This is a genomic window from Variovorax sp. PDC80 (genome assembly GCF_900115375.1).
GTDB lineage: Bacteria > Pseudomonadota > Gammaproteobacteria > Burkholderiales > Burkholderiaceae_C > Variovorax.
In genome coordinates this window covers 879,690-898,721 of sequence record NZ_FOWG01000002.1, presented here as the reverse complement: position 1 = coordinate 898,721, position 19,032 = coordinate 879,690, and the positions used below count along the sequence as shown (strand labels likewise).

Here is a 19,032-nt window from a genome sequence, read left to right as displayed (position 1 = left end):
GCGCCGCCACCTCTTTCTCGTCTTTTTCTTTCTGCATGGGAGTGCATCCACGATGAGTGCGACCGAATGGTTCCAGGCGCGATTGCGCACGGGCGACAAGAACGAACGCAAGGTGCCGGTGGCCTCCGACGCGCCGGCCAAGGGCGCCGCCAAGTCCGCGCCCAAGCCCAGCGCCCGCACCACCGCCGAACGGCTCGAGGCCACCCTGCGCAAGGCCGACGAGGCACTGTCGCCGCGCGCGCTGCGCCGCGTATTGGCCGCGATGCAGTCGGTGATCGACCCGCGCGTGAGCGAGGTCGAGGGCGGCCGCCGCGCCCATGCCATCGCGGTCGAATACGCGGCAGCCACGCCCGAGGAACGGCGCGATTTCTGGGCCCTGATGAGCGAGCATTTCGCCGCCGACGCACAGAAGCTCAAGACCGCGCGCGACCAGCACCAGGCCGCCGTCGGCACGCCCGACGAGGGCCAGGCCGAGCTCAAGCTGCGCCGCGCGCTGGTGTCGCCGCGCATGCGCCTCCTGCAGCGCTTCGCGGTCGAGCCCGCGGGCATGCGCTTTCTGGTCGACCTGCGCGCCGAGCTGCTGCCCGGCCTCAAGGGCGACCGCCGCCTGCTCGCGCTCGACGCCGAGCTCGAGCAGTTGTTCTCGACCTGGTTCGACGTCGCCTTCCTCGAGCTGCGCCGCATCGACTGGAACTCGCCGGCCTCGCTGATCGAGAAGCTGATCCGCTACGAGGCGGTGCACGACATCAAGAGCTGGAACGACGTGAAGAACCGGCTCGACGACAGCGACCGCCGCTGCTACGGCTTCTTCCATCCGCGGCTGCCCAACGAGCCGCTGATCTTCGTCGAGGTGGCGCTGGTCGACCGCGTCAGCGACGGCATCACGCCGCTGCTCGACGAGGCCGCCGTGCCGGTGCCGCCGGCGCGCGCCACCACCGCGATCTTCTATTCGATCAGCAACACGCAGAACGGCCTGCGCGGCGTGAGCTTCGGCGACTCGCTGATCAAGCGCGTGGTCGAAACCCTGCAGGACGAATTGCCGCGGCTCAAGACCTTCGCCACGCTGTCGCCGATCCCGGGCTTTCGCACCTGGCTCGCGAAGAACGCGCCCGACATGGTCGCGCGCCTCGACGAGAAGCGCGCCGCCGAGATCGGCCGGCTCGTGGGCTCGCTGCCGCCCACGGCCGACCGGCTGCTGGCCGCGGTCGATGCCGCCGCGAGCCTGGACCCCAAGTCGCCGCTGCGCCATTGGCTGCTGCAGTGTGCGGCCGAATACCTGGGCCGCTCGCTGGTCGACGGCACGCCGGCCGACCCGGTCGCGCGCTTCCACCTGGGCAACGGCGCGCGCGTCGAGCGCCTCAACTGGGCCGGCGATCCGTCGCCCAAGGGACAGAAGCAGTCCTATGGCCTCATGGTGAACTACCTATACGATCTCAAGCGTCTCGACCGGCACCGCGACTGGCTCGCGCAAGGCAAGGTGGCCGTGTCGGGGGACGTCGAAAGTCTGTTTTTCAAAAAAGGCTGATCGGGCCTCAAGCCCGGCGCACACAGCGCCGGCCGTCGCATCCGCGGCGATCCACAACGACAGGAGATGAGACAGATGAACCAGAGTTTTCAGCGGCGCGACGTGTTGCGCCTGGCGGCTGCGGGCGCGGCGGTTCTTTGCGGCGGCGCCGCGACCGCGCAGAGCAACTGGCCGACCAAGCCGGTCAACATGATCGTGCCGTTCCCGGCCGGCGGCGGCACCGACGCCTTCGCGCGCCCGCTGTCGGGCCAGTTCTCCAAGCTCACGAGCCAGACCCTGGTGATCGACAACCGCGGCGGCGCGGGCGGCACGCTGGGCGCGAGCATCGCGTCCAAGGCGCCGGCCGACGGCTACACGCTGTTCATGGGCGCGGTGCACCATGCGATCGCGCCCTCGATCTATCCCAAGCTCGACTACGACATCGAGAAGGACTTCGTGCCGCTGATGCTGCTGGCCAACGTGCCGCAGGTGGTGGTGGTCAATCCCAAGCGCGTGCCCGCCACGACCATCCAGGAATTCATCGCGCTGGTGAAGCGCAGCCCCGGCAAGTTCAACTACGGCTCGGCCGGCGCGGGCACCTCGCACCACCTGGCGGGCGAGCTGTTCAAGATCCAGACCGGCACCTTCATCACCCACATCCCGTACCGCGGCGCGGGCCCGGCGCTGGCCGACCTGATCTCGGGCAACGTCGACCTGATGTTCGACGGCCTCGGCTCCTCGGCGCAGCACATCAAGAGCGGCCGCATCAAGGCGCTGATGGTCGCGGGCGCCAAGCGCAACCCGGCCTTCCCCGACGTGCCCTGCGCGGCCGAGGTGGGCCTGCCCGACTACACCGTGACCACCTGGTACGGCCTCTGGACGCCCAAGGGCACGCCGGCCGACGTGCAGGCCAAGGTGGTCGAGGACATGAAGAAATCGCTCGCGAGCGACGAGCTCAAGGCCATCTGGGCGCAGAACGGCTCCGAAATTCCGAACCTGACCATGGCCGCGTACGGCGGCTTCGTCAATTCGGAGATCAAGCGCTGGGCCGCCGTGGTCAAGGCCTCGGGCGCCAAGCTCGAATGAGCGCGGGCAGCGTCAGCCTGCGCCGCGAGGGCGCGCTCGCGTTCCTCACGCTGTCGAACCCGGCGCGCCTGAACGCGATGACGCGCGCGATGTGGCGCGAGCTGCGCGCGCTGGTGGCCGGCCTCGGCGCCGACCCGGCGCTGCGCTGCGTGATCGTGCGCGGGGAGGGCGGCGCCTTCTGCGCGGGCGGCGACATCTCCGAATACCCGTCGTTCCGCTTCGAGGCCGCGAGCCTGCGCGAATTCCACGAGAACGAGGTCTGGGCCGCGCTGCAGGCGCTGCTCGACTGCCCGCTGCCGCTGGTCGCGCAGATCGAGGGCGCCTGCATGGGCGCGGGCATCGAGATCGCGAGCTGCTGCGACATCCGCCTCGCGGGCGCGTCGTCGAAGTTCGGCGCGCCGATCGCGAAGCTCGGCTTTCCGATGGCGCCGCGCGAGGCCGCGCTGGTGCATGGCGCCATCGGCGACACGCTGGCGCGCGACATGCTGCTGGCCGCCGGCGTGCACGACGCCACGCGGCTCTACCAAGCGGGCTTCCTGCTGTCGGTGCTGCCCGATGCCGAGGTGGCCGTCGCGGCCGAAGCGCATGCGGCGCGCATCGCGCGGCTCGCGCCGCAGACCGCGCGCATGCACAAGCGCACCTTCGCCGTGCTGCACCATGCCGTCACCGGCGCCAACACCGCGCCGCCCGAGGTGGAGCCGGTCGCCGCGCTGGTCGCCACCGCCTACGACTACGCCGACTCGGCCGAGCACCGCGAAGGTATCGCCGCCTTCCTCGCCAAGCGCGCGCCCGATTTCTGACCCGCCATTCGTTTTCCGCCTCCTGTGAAGTCCGACCGATGAAGAAGACCGCCAACGCCAACCTGTTCGCCGCCCTGCGCGCGGCCTTTCCCTCCGACCTCGATGCCATCGCGGTCGAGACCGACAACGGCCTCGCGTACTCGTGGCGCGACCTCGACCGCGCGAGCGCGATGATCGCCAACCTGCTCGATGCGCTGAAGCTCGAGAAGGGCGCGCGCATCGCGGTGCAGGTCGAGAAGTCGGTCGAGGCGATGCTGCTGTACCTCGCGACCCTGCGCGCGGGCTATGTGTTCCTGCCGCTCAACACCGCCTACCAGAGCGCCGAGATCGAGTACTTCATCGGCAACGCCGAGCCCGCCGTGGTGGTCTGCACCAGCCGCAACGCGGCCTGGGTGGCGCCGCTGGCCACGGCCGCCGGCACCCGCCACGTGTTCACGCTCGACGACGACCGCAGCGGCACCCTGCTCGAGGTCGCGGCCAGCTGCAGCGACGTGCACAAGCCGGCCACGAAGTCGGCCGACGACCTGGCCGCGATCCTCTACACCAGCGGCACCACCGGCCGCAGCAAGGGCGCGATGCTCACGCACGGCAACCTGCTGTCGAATGCCGAGGTGCTCAAGGACTACTGGGGCTGGACCGAGGGCGATGTGCTGATCCACGCGCTGCCGATCTTCCACGTGCACGGCCTGTTCGTGGCGCTGCACGGCGCGCTGCTCAACGGCAGCAAGATCCTCTGGTTCTCCAAGTTCGATCCCAAGCGCATCGCCGCGAAGCTGCCCGAGGCCACCGTGTTCATGGGCGTGCCCACGCTCTACGTGCGCCTGCTGGCCGAGCCTGGCCTCACGCGCGAGGCGGTGCGCAACATGCGGCTGTTCGTCGCGGGTTCGGCGCCGCTGCTGATCGAGACCTTCGACGAGTGGCGCGAGCGCACCGGCCACACCATCCTCGAGCGCTACGGCATGAGCGAGACCATCATGCTGACCTCGAACCCCTACCGTCCCGAGCAGGGCGAGCGCCGCGGCGGCACCGTCGGCTTCGCGCTGCCGGGCGTGCAGCTGCGCGTGCGCGACGACCAGGGCCGCGACTGCACCACCGACGAGATCGGCGGCATCGAGGTCAGCGGTCCCAACGTGTTCGCGGGCTACTGGCGCATGCCCGAGAAGACCAAGGAGGAGTTCACGGCCGACGGTTTCTTCAAGACCGGCGACGTCGGCAAGATCGACGGCCGTGGCTACATCACCATCGTCGGGCGCAGCAAGGACCTGATCATCAGCGGCGGCTACAACGTCTATCCGGCCGAGATCGAGGGCTACATCAACGAGATGGCCGGCGTGGCCGAGAGCGCGGTGGTCGGCGTGCCGCACCCCGACTTCGGCGAGGTCGGCGTGGCGATCGTCATCGCCAAGCCCGGCGCCACGCTCGATGGCGACGCGATCGTGGCCGAGCTCAAGGCGAAGCTCGCGAACTTCAAGATCCCCAAGCGCTGCTTCATCGTGCCGGAGCTGCCGCGCAACACCATGGGCAAGGTGCAGAAGGCGCTGCTGCGCGGCGAGCACAAGGGCTTGTTCGCCTAGTTCTTCTAGGCTTCGGGCGCGTCCTTCGCGCGCCTGAACACGATGTCCTCCACCATCGGCTCGAAGGGCACCGCGATGCGGTCGATGCGGCCCGCGCGGTCGTAGAGAAAGCTCAGCGCGAGGTTGTCGGGGTGGAACACCGTCGGCCGGTCCGGCGTGACGAACATGTCGTAGTGCCAGTGCGTGAGCGCGCCGGCGGCGCCGCGCCAGTGCCAGGCGAGGTGGTCGCCCTCGTGCGCGATCTCGATGCAGCCGTAGGCCGGATGCTCGTAGCGGCCCGCGTATTCCTCGAGTGCATGGCTGGGCTGCGTGCCGGCGCGGCGCCGGTCCGTGCGCGCCTTCTCGTCGACCCGCTGCTGCACCAGGTCGGCGCGGCGCTTCGTGAGCAGCCGCTGGAACCAGTCGACCGGCTCGCGGCCCGCGATGCGGTCGAGCGCCGCGAAGGTGAGGATCGAGGGCACGGCGCCCGGCGCGCGGTTGGTCAGCACCGCCACGCCTGCGCGGCGCGAGGGCACCACGGTCATCAGCGTGGCCCAACCGAACCACGAGCCCGAATGCGCGAGCGTGCGGTCGCCGCGGTAGTTCTCGCAGAACAGGCCCAGGCCGTAGTGCGAATCGCCGATCTCCGCATGCTCGGAGCGCGACATCCAGGCGCGCGGCATGCCCATCTCGCGCACCGTCTTGGCCGACAGCAGCGGTGTGTCGCCCACGCGGCCTTCGTCGAGCAGGCAGCGCATCCACTTCGCGAGATCGGCGGCGCTGGCATTGAGCCCGCCGCCCGCGGCCGTCGGCACCGGCCACAGCTGCGCCGGCACGGGATCGCCCTCGACCATGGTGTGCGGGCGGGCCGCATCGGCGGCCGCCACCAGCGCGTCGATGCCGAAGCCATAGTGCGTGAAGCCCAGCGGTTTGAGCAGCCGCTCGGTGACGAAGTCCTGCCAGCCCTGTCCGCTGAGGCGCTCGATCACGATGCCCGCGACCATGTAGCCGAGGTTCGAGTACTGGAAGGCCTCGCGCAGTTCGCGGCTCGGCACCAGGTGGCGCAGCAGCGGCAGCATCTGCGCGCTCGTCAGGTCGGCCGGCATGTGCAGCCAGTCGTGGCGCGGCAGGCCGCTGAGGTGGCTCAGCAGGTCGCGCACCGTGAGCTGCGCGGTCGCCACCGCATCGTGCAGCCGGAACTCAGGGATGACCTCGCGCACCGGCCGGCTCCAGGCGAGCCGGCCCTCGTCGACCAGCAGGCCGAGTCCGGCCGCGGTGAACGACTTGGTGATCGAGCACAGCAGGAATTGCGTGTCGGCGGTCACGGGCTCGTTGCCGCGCAGGTCGCGCACGCCATAGCCCTTCAGCAGCGAGACCTCGCCATCTTCGATCACCGCGAGCGCGAGCCCCGGGATCTTCCATTCCTTCATCGAGCTTTCGACGAGGCTTTCGAATTCGCGCCACATGATCGGGGTCCTAGGGTTCGGGGCGCGAATCCTAAGGCATCCGTCATGCGGCGCTCTCAACCCATGCCGTTCATCAGTCCCGTGCGCGCATGGCAGTTGATGTATTCGTAGCGCTGTTCGTCGGCCTTGAGCACCGACACCTCGTGGTACACGCGCAGTTGCAGCTGGAAGTTCAGCGCCTGCACGTAACGCATGAAGCTGCCGAAGATCGCCACGTGGGTCGGATGCGATTCGGCCCAGCGCTCCATGTCGGCCAGCGAGCGCCAGAAGCTCAGTCCGAAGGACTTCTGCAGCGGCGCGCCGCGCGCATCGAGATGCTGCATGTAGCGGTTGCTGTAGCAGCCGATCGCCAGGCCCTGGTCGCGCAGGAAGTCCATGCCTTCGCGCAGCACCGGCTCCATCTCCTCGAGATAGAGCGTGCGCTCCTGGCCGGTGGTGTCGGTCCATTCCTGGCCCGAGCGGATCATCGCGACGTGTTCATGGCCCGCGATGCGCACGCGCCGGCCCGGCGCGGGCGCGTCGCCGATCGCCGCGCGCGTGCCCGAGGGCGACATCGCATCGGTCTGCGACAGCGGGATGCGGTCGCGCATCGATCCCCAGTAGCCATGCTCCTGCAGCTCGCCGCTCACGCCGCCCATGGCCACGCCGATGCCCTCGAGCCGGTCGGGCGTGTTGAACATGGTCTCGAAGTGCTGCACGCGCGGCGACACGATCTCGCGGAAGTAGCCCAGGCCCTCTTGCAGCCGCTCGTCCGACTGCCACCAGTCGTCGATCTCGGGCGTGGCGCTCCAGCGCGCGAAGGCCGCCGGATCGGTCCAGTAGGCGATCGCGATCATGTTGTCGTGCCCGTCGGCATCGACATAGTGCGTGAGGTCGTGGTGCAGCGGGCCGTCGGGCCGCGCGAAGTCGCGCGCGATGCGCATCAGCGCGGCGCAGGCGCGGCCCTGCTGCTCCGCGCCGAGCGACTGCACGCCGAAGTAGCCCATCACCACCTGCGTGACCGCGCGGTCGGCGCGCGCCGACCAGACGGGGTAGGGCGGTGTGTAGTCGTCCTCCACGCGGCGGGTGCGCGTGCGCGGGCACTTCAGGTGCTCGTCGATGGCGGATTCCATGGCGCGGCTCCTTCGTGCGCGCTCAGGCCTCGACCGGCTCGGCCGCGTTGCCTTCGGGCACGGGCGTGAGCTGCACCACCACGGGCTCGCGGCGCGTCTTGTTGAGCAGCAGCTGCGTGACGTCGGGCCGCGAGTAGTGGCCGCTCGGATCGGCCGCGGCCTTCGCGAGCGAGATCATCCCGAGGTCGATGTCGGCGATCACCAGGCCTTCCTCGGTTTCGGGCAGCGGCGTGCCGAGCGCGGAGCCGTCGGGTCCGTAGATGCGCGCATGGCCGCCGCCCACGCCCAGCATCTGCTGCTTGCCGGCGTCGGTGCACATCAGCTCGCTCATCGCCTTCGACACCGTGGCGCAGGGCGCGAGCACGAAGCAGCCGCCCTCGACCGCATAGACTTGGCTCGCGGCATTGTTGACCTCGGCACCCAGCGCGTTGGCCGCGCCGCGGTAGAGCGAGAAGCTGGGCCAGGCCGCGCAGTGGATCTGCTCGTTCTGCGAGTACATCGCGTACTTGCTCAGCGGCTGCAGGTGCTCCCAGCAGCACAGCGAGCCGATGTTGCCGATGGCGGTCGGCACCACGTGCAGGTCGGCGCCGTCGCCTTCGCCGAACACCGTGCGCTCCACGTGCGTGGGCTTGAGCTTGCGGCGCGTCTGCGCCACCTGGCCCTGGTCGTCGATCAGCGCCTGCGCGATGTAGAGGCTGCCCGCGGCCTTCTCGCTGAAGCCGAACGAGAGCCAGATCGAATGCTGGCGCGCGGCCGCCTGCAGGCGCTCGAACTCCACCGAGCCGATCACCAGCGAGTTGTCGTGGTAGCGCTGCACGAACTGCATGCCCCAGGCCGGCGAGTCGAGCCAGATCCACCAGGGGTAGCCGGGGATCCAGGTCTCGGGAAAGGCAATCAGCTTCACGCCCTGCGCGGCGGCCTGCGCCATCAGGGCGATGGTCTTGTCGATGGTGCCGTCGAGGTCGAGGAACACGGGCGCGGCCTGCACGGCGGCGACGCGGAGCTTGGGATGAACGGTGGTGGGCATGGCGGGGCCTTTCGGTGGAGAACGTGGATTCGCCGCGGGGCCGTGGCGCGGGTTTGCGCGGTGGCATGCGGGTTGCTTGAAGCGTAAATTCGCCGCCTGCGAACGCCTTGACCGCAACTTGCACCGTTCTTGTTCCTGTGTCGCATGCCCCGCCGTCTCCCTCCCTCGAGGTCCCACCGATGAACACGCTGCTCAGCACCGATGCCGTTGCGCGCTCGCAGCGGCTGGCCTATTGGACCGACATGATCTGCAACGTCTATGTGCAGCTCGGTTGCGATCCGGTGCGGCCCGACGAGTCCGAGGACTTCGAGGGCAGCATCCGCCAGCACACGCTGCCGGGCCTCGACGTGTCGGTGGTGCGCTCGGGCCCGCAGAAAGTGCTGCGCACCTCGGGCCACATCGCGCGCTCGGGCGACGACTACTTCCTCGTGAGCATCCAGGCCCAGGGCCGCGGCGTGGTGCGCCAGGACGGGCGCGACGCGGTGCTCGAGGCCGGCGACTTCGCGCTCTACGACAGCACGCGGCCCTACCAGCTGCTGTTCGACGACCGCTTCGAGCAGATCGTGCTCAAGCTGCCCGGCGACCGGCTGCGCAGCGAGCTGCGCGAGACGCAGGCGCTCACGGCCACCACCGTGTCGGGCCGCCAGGGCGCGGGCCACCTGCTGCTGGGCATGATCCGCACCCTGCGCGAGGACATCGAGACGCTGCAGCCGGCCTCGGCGCTCGCGGTGGCCAATGGCGTGCAGAACATCCTGGTGGCGGGGCTGCAGACCCTGCCGGCGGCCAGCGCGCCCTCGCTCAGCAGCCTCACGGCCTACCACCTCGCGCGCGTGAAGCGGCGCATCGAGGAACAGCTCGGCGATCCCGCGCTGTCGGTGGGCAGCCTCGCGGCCGAGCTCGGCGTGTCGGCCAGCCAGATCCACCGCGTCTTCAAGAGCGAGCCGCTGACGCCCGCGCAGTACATCTGGGAGCGGCGGCTCGAGGCCTGCAGCCGCGACCTGCTCGAGCCGCGTCTCGCGGGCCGGCCCGTGGCCGAGATCGCCTATGGCCGCGGCTTCAACGACGCGGCGCATTTCAGCCGCGCGTTCAAGGAGCGCTTCGGCTGCTCGCCGCGCGAGTGGCGGCAGCAGCGCGTGCAGTAGACCCTACTGCTGGACCAGCAGCACCGAGATGTCGGTCTCGGCCACCACCTTGGTCGCCACCGAACCCATCAGCGCGCGGCCGAACAGGCCATGGCCGTGCGTGCCGAGCACGATCAGCTCGGCCTGCGCGGCAGCGGCCGCCTTCAGGATCTCCTCGGCCACGTGGCCGTGGCGCGCGTCGATGCGGAAGTTCGACACGCCGTTGTCGGCGAAGTATTGCTTCACCGGGTCGACCACCTTGGCGCTTTCCTCGGCGTAGTAGTCGGCGACCGCCTCCTTGCTGAGGTGGCGCGCCACGTTGGCCGAGATGCCGGTGCAGACATGGACCACCACGAGCTCGTGGCCATCCACGAACATGTTGCGATGGGCGATCAGGTAGGCGAGGGCCTTCTGGGTGAAGGCGCTGCCGTCGGCGGCGATGAGGATTTTCATGCGTCCGTTATAGGACCCGCACCGGGCCGCCGCAACGAAGTCAACACCGTTTGCGGGTGCTTGCGGCTCAGGCCGCCTGCCGCGCGCGCCGCAGGTGGGCGCGCAGCGCGGCATCGAAGCGCTCGGGCTGGTCGATGTTCGGCAGGTGGCCCGCGTCGGGAACGATCTCCAGAGAGGCGCCGGGAATCTCGGCCTGCAGCTCGCGCATCGCATCGGGCAGGCCGCCGTCGTTGGCGCCCGCGATCAAGGTCGTGGGCATGCGGATGCCGCGCGCGGCCGCGCGGTGGTCGAGTTGCTGGATCGCGCGCGCGCAGCCGACCATGCCCTCGCGCGACGTGCCGGCCGCGGCCGCATGCAGGGCCTGCGCCTCGGCGGGATGGGCCTCGATGAAGCCGCGGCCCAGCCAGCGCTCGATGGTCGGGCCCGCGAGCGCTTCGCAGCCCTGGGCCTCGACGAGCGCGATGCGTTCGTCCCAGGGCTGCGCGAAGGCCGCGGGCGCGTCGGCGCGGCAGTCGCACAGGCACAGGCTGGCCAGGCGCTCGGGATGCCGTTCGGCCAGCGCGAAGCCGCACATGCCGCCGAGCGAGAGCCCGATGTAGTGCGCCGCGCGGATGTCGAGCGCATCGAGGACCTCGACCACGTCGCGCGCCAGGTCGCCCATGCGCCAGGGCAGTGATGGCGGTGAGGGCGCCTCCGACCGGCCATGGCCGCGCGTGTCGGGCCGCAGCACGCGCCAGCCCTCGGCGGCCAGCCACCCGGCCTGGCGGTGCCACAGCACCGACGAAGACAGGATCGCGTGCGCGAGCAGCACCACGGGGCCGTCCGCGGGGCCGTCGATATGGACCGCGACACGGCAGGCCGCGCTCGGCAGGAAGAGGTGCTGGGTGGTCGTCATGAGGGCGCCAGTCTCGGCGCTTTCCCCAGGCTCCACCACCGAGTAAAACTGAAGCCCGTTGAGAAAAACGCAACCCGCTTGCACCCATCGCGGCCTACAGTCGCCCCGCCATGTCGAGAAAACTTCCACCCCTGAACGCGATCCGCGCCTTCGAGGCCGCGGGCCGGCACGTGAGCTTCACGCGCGCCGCGGAAGAGCTGAGCGTGACCAACGGCGCCATCAGCCGCCAGGTCGCGCTGCTCGAGGAATGGCTGGGCGTGCCGCTGTTCCGGCGCACCTCCTCGCAGCTTGCGCTGACCGAGGCCGGGCGCCTCTACCTCGCGGAGTTGACGGCCACGCTCGACCGCGTGGCGGTGGCCTCGATGCAGCTGCGCGAGCAGGCGGTGCCGACGGCGCTGCGCATCAACGCGCCGCCGACCTTCACCATGCGCTGGCTGCTCTCGCGCCTGCCGGCCTTCCAGCGCAGACGGCCCGAGGTCGACCTGCGGCTCACCACCTTGCTGGCGCCGGTCAACTTCGACGAGGGCCGCTACGACATCGCGATCGCGGGCGCGCTCGAGCCGCCGCCGCATTGCGTGTCGCGGCCCTTCATGAGCGAGCTGATCCTGCCGGTGTGCCATGTCGACCTGCTCGACGGTGGCCGGCTGCGCGAGCCGCGCGACCTGGCCGCGCACACGCTCGTGAGCTTCGCCACCGAGCCCTATGCCTGGGAGGACTGGCTCGCGGCGGCCGGCGTGGCCGGGCTCAAGCCCGGCGGCGCGATCCGCTTCGAGCAGATGTACTTCGCGCTGCAGGCCGCGATCGACGGGTTGGGCCTGGCGCTGGTGCCGCTGTTCCTCGCCTTCGACGACATCATCGCGGGCCGGCTGTGCGCGCCTTTCGGCGTGCTGGCCGCCAAGCAGCGGCGCTACTTCGCGAGCACGGCCCATGCCGACCCGGTGACCGAGAGCTTCTGCGAATGGCTGGTGCGCGAGGGCAGCGACACCGAGGCCTCGATGCAGCAATGGCTGCGCTCGCAGGCCCCGTCGTCCTGAGCGCGCCGCTCAGTCCATCTGCACGCCACTGCGGCGCACCAGCTCGCCCCAGCTCTTGAACTCGCTGGCGACGTAGGCCGCGGCTTCCTCGGGGCTGGCGCTGTAGCGCGGCAGCGCGCCGATGCTGCGCATGCGCCGCTCCACCTCGGGCTTGCGCATCGCCTTGGCGATCGCGTCATGGGTCGAGGCCACCAGCGTCTTCGAGGTGCCGACCGGGTAGAGCAGCATCAGCCAGGTCGAGGCACGGAAGTCGGCGAAGCCCTGCTCGATCAGCGTGGGCACGGCCAGCGGCGCGTCGAGCCGGCTCGCGGTGGCCGCGCCGAGCGCGCGCAGCTTGCCGCCCTGCACGAAGGCCTGCACGCCGGCCGCGGTCTCGAGCGCCAGCGAGACATTGCCCGCGACCACGTCGGTCAGGCCCGGCGCGCTGCCCTTGTAGGGCACGTGCACGATGTCGATGCCCGCGCGCCGCTTGAGCTCCTCCATCGCGAGGTGCGACACCGTGCCGTTGCCCGAGGAGGCATTGGTGAGCTTGCCCGGGTTGGCCTTGGCATAGGCCACCAGCCCCTGCGCGTCGGTGAAGGGCAGCGAGGGATGGCACACCAGCACGAAGGGCAGGTCGCCGACCAGGCCCACCGCCTCGTAGTCCTTGAGCGAGTCGTAGGGCACGCTGCGGTAGAGGTGCGGGTTGGTGGCCACGGCCGACATGTGCGTGAGCATCATCACCGAGCCGTCGTTGGGCGACTTCGCGAGCTGGCCCATCGCGATGCTGCCGCCCTGGCCGGGCTTGTTGTCGACGATGTAGTTCTCGCCCGTCACGGCCTGCATCTTCTCGGCCATCAGCCGCGCCACGATGTCGGTGGCCTGGCCCGGCGGAAAGCCCACGAGGATCTTCGTGACCTTGCCGCGTGACGCGGCCGGCTGCGCGAGCGCCGGCGTGCCCATCGACGCGGCCGCGAGCGCGAGCAGCGCGCGGCGGCTCAGCATTGCCTGGTTGTCCATTGCGTTGTCTCCGATGTTTTTTAAAGGGCGAAGCTTCAGGCGAGCTTCATCTCCTTGAGCACCTCGCGCGCGTTGCGCAGGCTGTCGAGCGCCGCGGGCACGCCGCAGTAGATGGCGACCTGCAGGAACACTTCCTGCAGCTCGGTGGGCGTGATGCCGTTGTTGATCGCGCCGCGCACATGCAGCCGCAGCTCGTGCGGCCGGTTGAGCGCGCTGATCATGCCGAGGTTCAGCAGGCTGCGGCTGCGCCGGTCCAGGCCCGGGCGGTTCCAGATCTCGTCCCAGCAGTACTCGGTGGTGAGCTGCTGCATCGGCCAGCTGAAGTCGTCGGCCTCGGCGATCGACTTCTCGACATACTCGGCACCGAGCACCGCCTTGCGCGTGGCAAGCCCGCGCTGGAACTTCGCCGAGGTGTGGGTCTTGTCTGCCATGTCGTCGCTCCCTTCAGGCCACGGCCGGCTCGGCCAGCGGCGTGTTCCAGGCGTCGTAGGCATAGACCCAGTCGGAGTCCTGCGGATCGCGCAGCCAGGTGTTGGTGCGCGAGGTCAGCTGGACCTTCGAAGTGCGCGGCTTGCGCGTGGCCTCGAAGCGCTGGAAGGCCTCGGCCACGCCGTCGCGGTCGGTGCCCTGGAGGCAGCGCGAGAGCACCGCCGCATCCTCGATCGCCATCGCCGCGCCCTGCGCCATGTAGGGCGTCATCGGGTGGCAGGCATCGCCGAGCAGCGTGATGTTGCCTTCGCTCCAGCGCGGCAGCGGGTCGCGGTCGACCAGCGCCCACTTGTGGACCTCGGGGCAGGACTGCAGCACATGGCGCACCTGCGGATGGAAGTCGGCGAAGGCCTCGCGCAGCGCATGGATGTCGCCCTTGGTGGACCACGACTCGAGCCGGAAGCCGGGCTCGGGCTGGCTGGTCACGAAGTAGACCTCGCTGCGGTCGGGCTTGACGTAGTAGATGACGATGTGGCGGTCCTTGCCCCACCACTTGGTGCACTGGTCGATCTCCTGGCCGCCGAGCAGCGCCGCCGAGAAGGTGGTGCGGTAGGCGATGCGGCCCGTGAAGTTGGGCTCGGACCTGCCGAACAGCTGGTCCTTCACCAGCGAGTGCACGCCGTCGGCCGCCACCACCGCGTCGGCATGCACGGTGGCGCCGTTGGCGAAGCGCAGCTCGACGCCGCCGTCGCCCTGCGAGAAGCCCGCGAGCTTGTGGCCGCGGCGGATGAATTCGTCGGGCACCGCGCTGTGCAGCGCGGCATGCAGGTCGCCGCGGTGCGCGAGCAGGTAGGGCGCGCCGAACTTCCGCTCGGCGGTCTCGCCGAAGATCATGTCGAAGCGCACCTCGCCGGTGTAGGCGTCCTTGTTGTTCCACGAGCGCGGGTAGAAGGCCTCGGCGCGCATGCGCGCCTCGAGGCCCAGGCCGCGCAGCACCTGCATCGCGTTGCAGCCGATCTGGATGCCCGCGCCCAGGCGGGTGAATTTCTCGGCCTGTTCGTAGACCATGACGTCGATGCCGACGCGGCGCAGCGCCGCGGCCGTGGCCAGGCCCCCCATGCCGGCGCCGATGATGGCGACCGAAAGTCTCTTGCTCATGTCCGTTCCTCGTGTGGTTGGCGTGAACGGAATGGTCCGGCTTTCGGCCGGTGCGAACCATCGAGATTTGCTGGCGCTGGTTGAGAAAAACTGCGGCGCGCGCAAGCGCACGACGCGCCGGCCGGGCGCGTCGTGACATCGAGAAAAGGGAGACGGAAGAGGTCGGAAGAGAGCCGCGCAATCAGCCGCGCAGACCCTTCCAGAGCATGTAGGCCGCGAGCAGGTACAGGATGCTCGCGAACACGCGCTTGAGCTTCTTCACCGGCAGGTTGTGCGCGGCTCTGGCGCCCAGCGGCGCGGTCAGCACGCTGCACACGGCGATCACCGCGAGCGCGGGCAGCCAGATATAGCCGAAGGAGCCGGCCGGCAGGCCCTGCACCGTCTGGCCGCTGATCACGTAGCCGGCCACGTTGGCCACCGCGATCGGGAAGCCCAGCGCGGCGCTGGTGGCGACCGCGTTGTGGATCGAGATGTTGCACCAGGTCATGAAGGGCACGCTGATGAAGCCGCCGCCCGCGCCGACCAGGCCCGAGACCAGGCCGATGGCGCCACCGGCGCCGAGCTGGCCCACGGTGCCCGGCATCTGGCGCGTGGGCTTGGGCTTGCGGTCGAGGAACATCTGCGTGGCCGAGAAGCCCACGAACAGCGCGAACACGATCGCCAGCGCCGTGCCCTTGAGCAGCGCGAAGATGCCGAGGCTGCCCACGAGGCTGCCGATCACGATGCCGGGCGCGAGGCGCTTGACGATGTCCCAGCGCACCGCGCCGCGCTTGTGGTGCGCGCGCACGCTCGACACCGAGGTGAAGATGATGGTGGCCATCGAGGTCGCGATCGCCATCTTCACCGCGAGGTCGGCCGGCACGCCGCGGTGGCCCATGATGATCGTGATGAACGGCACCATCACCATGCCGCCGCCGATGCCGAGCAGGCCCGCGAGAAAACCGGTGCCGAGGCCGAGGGCGACCAGTTCGGCGATCAGGAGGGGGTCGAGCAGGCTGGTCACGTTCACGCCACGGACTTTCGGGTAAGGCAAGGGCGCCGTGCAACGATGGCAACGGGCCTCGGTTCGAGGGACAGAGGGAGGGGGGTGGGCCGCAATGCTATCTGAAACGTAGCTGCGGCCCGGCGCGCACGGTCGCGCAGCAGCCAGGATCGGATGTATCGAGGCGGATACAGCGTGGGTTCTTGGGGCGATCCCGCCATGCCGGGGACCGCCGATGTTCGATGCGCATTCAGCGCAGCGAAGAGGAATAGGTGTCTGCGAATGGGCGTCAGACTCGCATCCTGAACCGGGGTTCAGGTGGGCGAGGGCAGCAAGACTTCGGGTTCATCTGACGCGAGATGATCACACCCGTCGAGCGATATACCAAGCCCGGCTCCGTAGAGCATTGGAACAAGGACATATAAAGCCCAACGCGCACCGCAGACAGGAACGATTTTACGCCTTCGCGCTGGGGCGGCTCCCGGTTTTTTTGGTGGAATCCCTGCGGCGCGGGCAGGTTTGCATCGAAGTTCTTGCAGTGCGCGCCGATCTCTGCGAATGAGAGAAAGAAAGCGCGCTGATGCTCGGATCAGCTCAGAGCAGATGACCGTCGCCGGCCAGTGCCTGGTCGAGCTTGTGGATCAGTTGCGTGGCCTTCGGATCGACCGCGCCGTCGTCGGCGGGTGCCGCGGCCGGGGCCGTGGTCGGTTCGGCGGGCGGCGCGGCCTTCGCCGTGGCTTCCTGCGCCGCGAGATCGAAGGCCAGGTTCAGCGAGGCCAGCACCGCGATGCGATCGCGCGCCTTGACCTTGCCCGCGTCGCGTATCTTGCACATGGCCGCATCCACGCGTTCGACCGCATCGCGCAATTGCGCTTCGCCGCCATCGGGACAGCCGAGCAGATAGCTCTGGCCCATGATCTGAACTTCGATCTGCTTCATGCGGGGGAATCTTCGGAGGGAGGTACGGCCGGCAGCTGCTCGAGCAGCGCATCGAGCCGCGTGCGCGCCGCCGCGAGCCGCGACTTGAGTGCATCGCGCTCGCGCGTCAGCGCATCGACCTGTTCCTGCAGCAGCGCATTCGTGCGCTGCACCTCTTCGTGACGCAAGAGCAGGCGTTCCACGCGCTCGGCGATCTGGTCGATGGGGCTGGAGGCGGGCATGGTGCGCGATTGTAGTTTCCCGTGAAAGCGGCGGTCCTCCGGGGCACCCGCCGCGCCTGGCACGGCATTCTGCGGCCTGCGCGCCGCGCCATCAAACTTCGCTGAGCCGCACGTAGGTGGCGAGCAACGCGCTCTTGGCCGCCACGCCTAGCAGCACCGGGTTCGCCGCGCTCTCGATCACCGGCAGCCGCTCGCCCAGGTGCTCGAGGAAGCGCTGCAGCGCCTCGCCCAGGCTGGTGTCGGCGGTGATCGGCGCGATGGCCTGCGACAGCAGGTCCGCCGCGCGCACTTCGGCCGCGGCCGTGCCGAGCGCCGAGAGGGGCACCACGCCGAGGTAGCGCTGCTGCGCATCGACCACGTAGAGGTACTTCACCGGGTGCTGCAGGAACAGCCGGCTCATCGCCTCGCGATCGGCCTCGGGGCCGACCACCGTCTGCGCCGGCTGCACCAGGTCTCGGATGTGCAGCGCGCGCAGCCGCAACTGCTCGTCCTGCTGCTCGCGCCGGCGCAGCGTGATCTCGTACATCGAGCCCGCATTGGCCGAGCGCGCGACGAAATAGGCGATCACGCCGGCCAGCATCAGCGGCAGCATCACCTGGTAGTTGAGCGTCATCTCGAAGATCATGAGGATCGCCATCAGCGGCGCCTGCGTCGCGCCCGCGAGAAAGGCGCCCATGCCCACCACCGCGTAGGCCGAGGGCGCCGACACCGCATGCGGCCACAGCGCCTGCGCGGCATGGCCGAACAGCGCGCCCACCATGCAGCCGAAGAACAGCGCGGGCGTGAACACGCCGCCCACCGCGCCCGAGCCGGCCGTGGCCAGCGTGGCGACCAGCTTGGCCGCGAGCACCATCGCGATCAGGGTCCAGGTCCAGGGCGTGTGCAGCACCGCGTTGACCACGCTGTAGCCATTGCCCCAGACCTCGGGCCAGGGCACCGACACCAGCCCCATCGCGAGCCCGCCGAGCGCGAGCCGCCACGGCAGCGCGAACGGCAGCCGCGCGAACAGCGCCCGGCTGCCCTGCAGCGCGCGCAGGAAGCCCGCGGCCGCGAAGCCCAGCAGCACGCCGAGCAGCGCGAACAGCGGGATCTCGGCGCCATGCAGCTCGGGGAACACCGGCATCTGGTAGGGCGGCTGGTAGCCGGGCAGGGCGCGCATCACGATGTTGGCGACCACCGCCGCGATCAGGATCGGGCCCACGCTCTCCATCACGATCGAGCCGAGCACGATCTCGGCGACGAAGAAGGCGCCCGCGATCGGCGCGTTGTACGCGGCCGTGAGGCCGGCCGCCGCGCCGCAGGCCACCAGCAGCCGCAGCCGCTCGACCGGGAAGCGGAACACCCGGCCCAGCAGCGAGGCGGCCAATGCGGCGAGCTGCACCATCGAGCCCTCGCGGCCGATCGAGCCGCCGGTGCCGATGCTCACGAGCGAGGAGGCGCTGCGCACCAGCGTCTGCGTGACCGGGATGCGGCCGTCGCCGAGCACGATCGCTTCCATGTAGTCGGAGGTGGCGCTGCGCACCGCGACGCGCTTCGCGAGCACGAGCAGCCCGCCGGCCACCAGGCCGCCCGCGGCGGGGAAGGCGATGCGCGCCCACCACGGCAGCGCGCGCGCCATCGCGACCAGGCTGTCGCCGGGGCCGAGCACCAGGTGCTCGAAGCCGCGCAGCGTGGCGCGGAACAGTTCGGTCGCGAGCGTGCCGAGCAGGCCGGCGACGATGGACCACAGCAGCATCGACTGCCAGCCCGAGACGCCGAACAGGCGTTGCAGGGCGGAGCGCAGGCGCAGCAGCAGCGAGGAGCGCAGGGTCATGCGGGGCGGTGGTGATGGCATCCCATAGCCTGTCGATGTTAGTGCGCGGGACGCGGCGAACGTCGGGCGCACGCAACTTTCGACTTAAAGCGCGTGGCGCAGCGCCTAGAATCTCGCCCGTTGGTGCCTGCGGCGTGGTTCACGCGCCGCGGTTCAACGGGAAGCAGGAGTGAAGGGACCGGCCGCGCGCCGGCACCGAAGCCGCCTGCGCTGCCCCCGCAACGGTCAAGCAGACGGCGCCGCAAGGCGCCACCCTCTCCACACGAGCCACTGGGCGCCCTGAAACAGGCGCCTGGGAAGGCGGCGAGGGCCGGTCTGCCAGCCCGGATACCGGCCAACAAGGCGGTTCGCGCATGCCCTTCGCTTCGTCGATGCATGCACGAGCCAATGGCGCCCCGGGCGCCGGCGGGGAGGCCGGCAAGGGGCATAGACGTTCGTTC

At 70.0% G+C, this 19,032-nt stretch carries 18 protein-coding genes and 1 riboswitch; of the genes, 6 read left to right on the top strand and 12 right to left on the bottom strand.

All coding sequences use genetic code 11. The features are described 5' to 3' along the window. Positions 1–52 precede the first annotated feature (52 nt). The 4 genes from BM109_RS09710 to BM109_RS09695 all read left to right on the top strand — a co-directional run bounded on the left by BM109_RS09710 (position 53) and on the right by BM109_RS09695 (position 4,964). Complete coding sequence (locus tag BM109_RS09710; RefSeq protein ID WP_093342378.1) at positions 53–1,525, top strand: malonyl-CoA decarboxylase; 1,473 nt, start codon at positions 53–55, stop codon at positions 1,523–1,525. A gap of 75 nt (positions 1,526–1,600) precedes the next feature. Beyond that, positions 1,601–2,590 carry a Bug family tripartite tricarboxylate transporter substrate binding protein gene (locus BM109_RS09705; RefSeq protein WP_093342376.1) on the top strand — a complete coding sequence of 330 codons (990 nt, stop codon included), beginning with the start codon at positions 1,601–1,603 and terminating at the stop codon, positions 2,588–2,590. Then, complete coding sequence (locus tag BM109_RS09700; protein WP_093342374.1) at positions 2,587–3,390, top strand: enoyl-CoA hydratase/isomerase family protein; 804 nt, start codon at positions 2,587–2,589, stop codon at positions 3,388–3,390. Before BM109_RS09705 ends, BM109_RS09700 begins: the two co-directional genes overlap by 4 nt. 38 nt (positions 3,391–3,428) lie before the next feature. After that, positions 3,429–4,964, top strand: a complete 1,536-nt coding sequence (locus tag BM109_RS09695; protein WP_093342372.1) for a malonate--CoA ligase — start codon at positions 3,429–3,431, stop codon at positions 4,962–4,964. 5 nt (positions 4,965–4,969) lie between these two features. On the opposite strand, the gene BM109_RS09690 is transcribed toward BM109_RS09695, so the two are convergent. From BM109_RS09690 to BM109_RS09680, 3 genes are read right to left on the bottom strand one after another with little or no spacing between them, the layout of a single operon-like run. Continuing rightward, positions 4,970–6,409, bottom strand: coding sequence for a serine hydrolase (locus BM109_RS09690; protein ID WP_093342370.1), 1,440 nt, complete (start codon positions 6,407–6,409; stop codon positions 4,970–4,972). A gap of 56 nt (positions 6,410–6,465) precedes the next feature. Beyond that, on the bottom strand, positions 6,466–7,521 hold the full coding sequence (locus BM109_RS09685) for a phenylacetaldoxime dehydratase family protein (protein WP_093342368.1): 1,056 nt from the start codon (positions 7,519–7,521) through the stop codon (positions 6,466–6,468). A 22-nt stretch (positions 7,522–7,543) separates the two neighbouring features. Then, positions 7,544–8,548, bottom strand: a complete 1,005-nt coding sequence (locus BM109_RS09680) for a carbon-nitrogen hydrolase family protein (protein ID WP_093342366.1) — start codon at positions 8,546–8,548, stop codon at positions 7,544–7,546. Positions 8,549–8,727: 179 nt separating this feature from the next. Between BM109_RS09680 and BM109_RS09675 the strand changes: the two genes are divergently transcribed. Continuing rightward, positions 8,728–9,690 (top strand): AraC-like ligand-binding domain-containing protein, encoded by a 963-nt coding sequence (locus BM109_RS09675; RefSeq protein WP_093342364.1) that lies wholly within the window; start codon positions 8,728–8,730, stop codon positions 9,688–9,690. Positions 9,691–9,693: 3 nt separating this feature from the next. Here BM109_RS09675 and BM109_RS09670 read toward each other — a convergent pair whose 3' ends face one another. Both BM109_RS09670 and BM109_RS09665 read right to left on the bottom strand, forming a co-directional pair. Beyond that, positions 9,694–10,122, bottom strand: coding sequence for a universal stress protein (locus tag BM109_RS09670; RefSeq protein ID WP_093342362.1), 429 nt, complete (start codon positions 10,120–10,122; stop codon positions 9,694–9,696). 67 nt (positions 10,123–10,189) lie between these two features. Next, positions 10,190–11,017 (bottom strand): alpha/beta fold hydrolase, encoded by an 828-nt coding sequence (locus BM109_RS09665; RefSeq protein WP_093342360.1) that lies wholly within the window; start codon positions 11,015–11,017, stop codon positions 10,190–10,192. 110 nt (positions 11,018–11,127) lie between these two features. On the opposite strand from BM109_RS09665, the gene BM109_RS09660 reads away from it, so the two are divergent. After that, positions 11,128–12,051: a LysR substrate-binding domain-containing protein gene (locus BM109_RS09660; protein ID WP_093342358.1), complete on the top strand. Its 924-nt coding sequence runs from the start codon at positions 11,128–11,130 to the stop codon at positions 12,049–12,051. A gap of 9 nt (positions 12,052–12,060) precedes the next feature. Here the strand turns inward: BM109_RS09660 and BM109_RS09655 are convergent, their stop codons facing one another. From BM109_RS09655 to BM109_RS09625, 7 genes are all read right to left on the bottom strand, one after another. After that, positions 12,061–13,050: a Bug family tripartite tricarboxylate transporter substrate binding protein gene (locus BM109_RS09655; protein ID WP_093342357.1), complete on the bottom strand. Its 990-nt coding sequence runs from the start codon at positions 13,048–13,050 to the stop codon at positions 12,061–12,063. Between the two features lie 35 nt (positions 13,051–13,085). Continuing rightward, the gene (locus tag BM109_RS09650) at positions 13,086–13,481 is read right to left on the bottom strand and encodes a carboxymuconolactone decarboxylase family protein (protein ID WP_093342355.1); all 396 of its coding nucleotides are present in this window, start codon (positions 13,479–13,481) and stop codon (positions 13,086–13,088) included. 13 nt (positions 13,482–13,494) lie between these two features. Then, positions 13,495–14,637 carry an FAD-dependent monooxygenase gene (locus BM109_RS09645; RefSeq protein WP_057594565.1) on the bottom strand — a complete coding sequence of 381 codons (1,143 nt, stop codon included), beginning with the start codon at positions 14,635–14,637 and terminating at the stop codon, positions 13,495–13,497. A gap of 181 nt (positions 14,638–14,818) precedes the next feature. Beyond that, entirely contained in the window at positions 14,819–15,640 is an 822-nt protein-coding gene (locus BM109_RS09640) for a sulfite exporter TauE/SafE family protein (RefSeq protein WP_093342503.1), read from the bottom strand. 573 nt (positions 15,641–16,213) lie between these two features. Then, positions 16,214–16,558: a cell division protein ZapA gene (locus tag BM109_RS09635; RefSeq protein ID WP_093342354.1), complete on the bottom strand. Its 345-nt coding sequence runs from the start codon at positions 16,556–16,558 to the stop codon at positions 16,214–16,216. Beyond that, a complete protein-coding gene (locus tag BM109_RS09630) occupies positions 16,555–16,779 on the bottom strand; it encodes a hypothetical protein (RefSeq protein WP_057594567.1) in 225 nt (74 codons plus the stop codon). Before BM109_RS09630 ends, BM109_RS09635 begins: the two co-directional genes overlap by 4 nt. A 91-nt stretch (positions 16,780–16,870) precedes the next feature. Next, positions 16,871–18,592 (bottom strand): ClcB-like voltage-gated chloride channel protein, encoded by a 1,722-nt coding sequence (locus BM109_RS09625; protein ID WP_093342352.1) that lies wholly within the window; start codon positions 18,590–18,592, stop codon positions 16,871–16,873. A gap of 104 nt (positions 18,593–18,696) precedes the next feature. Then, a riboswitch (cobalamin riboswitch) is annotated at positions 18,697–18,946 on the top strand. Positions 18,947–19,032: the final 86 nt, after the last annotated feature.

Bases quoted from the DNA above. Each gene is read 5' to 3' on its own strand.
- BM109_RS09670 (WP_093342362.1), bottom strand. From the start codon at position 10,122: ATGAAAATCCTCATCGCCGCCGACGGCAGCGCCTTCACCCAGAAGGCC.
- BM109_RS09705 (WP_093342376.1), top strand. From the start codon at position 1,601: ATGAACCAGAGTTTTCAGCGGCGCGACGTGTTGCGCCTGGCGGCTGCG.
- BM109_RS09645 (WP_057594565.1), bottom strand. From the start codon at position 14,637: ATGAGCAAGAGACTTTCGGTCGCCATCATCGGCGCCGGCATGGGGGGC.
- BM109_RS09655 (WP_093342357.1), bottom strand. From the start codon at position 13,050: ATGGACAACCAGGCAATGCTGAGCCGCCGCGCGCTGCTCGCGCTCGCG.
- BM109_RS09700 (WP_093342374.1), top strand. From the start codon at position 2,587: ATGAGCGCGGGCAGCGTCAGCCTGCGCCGCGAGGGCGCGCTCGCGTTC.
- BM109_RS09685 (WP_093342368.1), bottom strand. From the start codon at position 7,521: ATGGAATCCGCCATCGACGAGCACCTGAAGTGCCCGCGCACGCGCACC.
- BM109_RS09660 (WP_093342358.1), top strand. From the start codon at position 11,128: ATGTCGAGAAAACTTCCACCCCTGAACGCGATCCGCGCCTTCGAGGCC.
- BM109_RS09680 (WP_093342366.1), bottom strand. From the start codon at position 8,548: ATGCCCACCACCGTTCATCCCAAGCTCCGCGTCGCCGCCGTGCAGGCC.
- BM109_RS09635 (WP_093342354.1), bottom strand. From the start codon at position 16,558: ATGAAGCAGATCGAAGTTCAGATCATGGGCCAGAGCTATCTGCTCGGC.
- BM109_RS09650 (WP_093342355.1), bottom strand. From the start codon at position 13,481: ATGGCAGACAAGACCCACACCTCGGCGAAGTTCCAGCGCGGGCTTGCC.
- BM109_RS09695 (WP_093342372.1), top strand. From the start codon at position 3,429: ATGAAGAAGACCGCCAACGCCAACCTGTTCGCCGCCCTGCGCGCGGCC.
- BM109_RS09630 (WP_057594567.1), bottom strand. From the start codon at position 16,779: ATGCCCGCCTCCAGCCCCATCGACCAGATCGCCGAGCGCGTGGAACGC.
- BM109_RS09665 (WP_093342360.1), bottom strand. From the start codon at position 11,017: ATGACGACCACCCAGCACCTCTTCCTGCCGAGCGCGGCCTGCCGTGTC.
- BM109_RS09690 (WP_093342370.1), bottom strand. From the start codon at position 6,409: ATGTGGCGCGAATTCGAAAGCCTCGTCGAAAGCTCGATGAAGGAATGG.
- BM109_RS09625 (WP_093342352.1), bottom strand. From the start codon at position 18,592: ATGACCCTGCGCTCCTCGCTGCTGCTGCGCCTGCGCTCCGCCCTGCAA.
- BM109_RS09675 (WP_093342364.1), top strand. From the start codon at position 8,728: ATGAACACGCTGCTCAGCACCGATGCCGTTGCGCGCTCGCAGCGGCTG.
- BM109_RS09710 (WP_093342378.1), top strand. From the start codon at position 53: ATGAGTGCGACCGAATGGTTCCAGGCGCGATTGCGCACGGGCGACAAG.